Origin of the sequence: Bariatricus sp. TF06-38A, from assembly GCF_027690675.1 — a bacterium.
In the GTDB taxonomy this organism is placed as follows: domain Bacteria; phylum Bacillota; class Clostridia; order Lachnospirales; family Lachnospiraceae; genus Allocoprococcus; species Allocoprococcus comes.
This window is the reverse complement of sequence record NZ_JAQFCE010000022.1, coordinates 1-815: the sequence shown is the minus strand read 5'-3', so window position 1 is coordinate 815 and position 815 is coordinate 1. Positions and strand designations below refer to the sequence as shown.

At 42.2% G+C, this 815-nt stretch carries 2 protein-coding genes; both read left to right on the top strand.

The window, feature by feature from the left end; genetic code table 11:
- Positions 1-169 precede the first annotated feature (169 nt).
- Positions 170-403, top strand: a complete 234-nt coding sequence (locus PG418_RS14330) for a hypothetical protein (protein WP_498837562.1) — start codon at positions 170-172, stop codon at positions 401-403.
- Positions 404-456: 53 nt separating this feature from the next.
- A partial coding sequence (locus PG418_RS14325; protein ID WP_498837561.1) for a tyrosine-type recombinase/integrase occupies positions 457-815 on the top strand: 359 nt, incomplete at its 3' end.

Here is an 815-nt window from a genome sequence, read left to right as displayed (position 1 = left end):
CGGTTGCAAGATTGGTATTCCAAGTATATTTACTCCACATAACCATGTCGCCGTTGGAATATTTTGTGTAATTGTAGTTATTTTTGGTTCCACGTTCTACGATTGAAATCAGATTGCTACTTAATTCAGTACGCCAGTTGATATACTGAAAGCAAAAAAGGAGCAACGTATGGAAGCAAAAATAATGGATGTATTGCGAAGAATGCAACCGGTATTAGATGAAATGCAACTACGTGAGCTGAAAGAAGTGTTGCAGATGACATTTACCGGATGCAGAGTAATCCAGGAAACGGATCTGCGGGTTGTAGACAGGAGCTGGGAAGCGGATCTGGAAGAGTTTCTGATGAGTAAAGCACTGGAAGGAAAAGCATTCAATATCGGTATGAACTGGTTCGGTTACTGACCTATATCAATAAGCCGGTGAAGAACATAGATTCAGGAGATATCTCTGGATTCATGCGGACTTATAAAATGATCCGCAAGGTAGCAAACCAGACATTAAAGAATGTCCGGGCAGTGTATAGCAGTTTCTTCGGATGGCTGCGAGATCGTGACCGGATTCGGAGAAATCCGATGGTGCTGGTGGAATCTATAAAAGTAGAAAAGAAGATCCGGAAACCATATACTGATGAAGAACGGGAGCGGATGCTGCGTAAATGCAGCAGTCTTCGGGATAAAGCGTTACTAGAATTTCTATATAGCACAGCGGTCAGAGTATCGGAGCTTTCAGAGATTAACAGGGAAGATATCCGGTATGCGAATAAAGAGCTGATTGTATATGGAAAAGGAGCGAAAGAAAGGACGGTGTACATCAA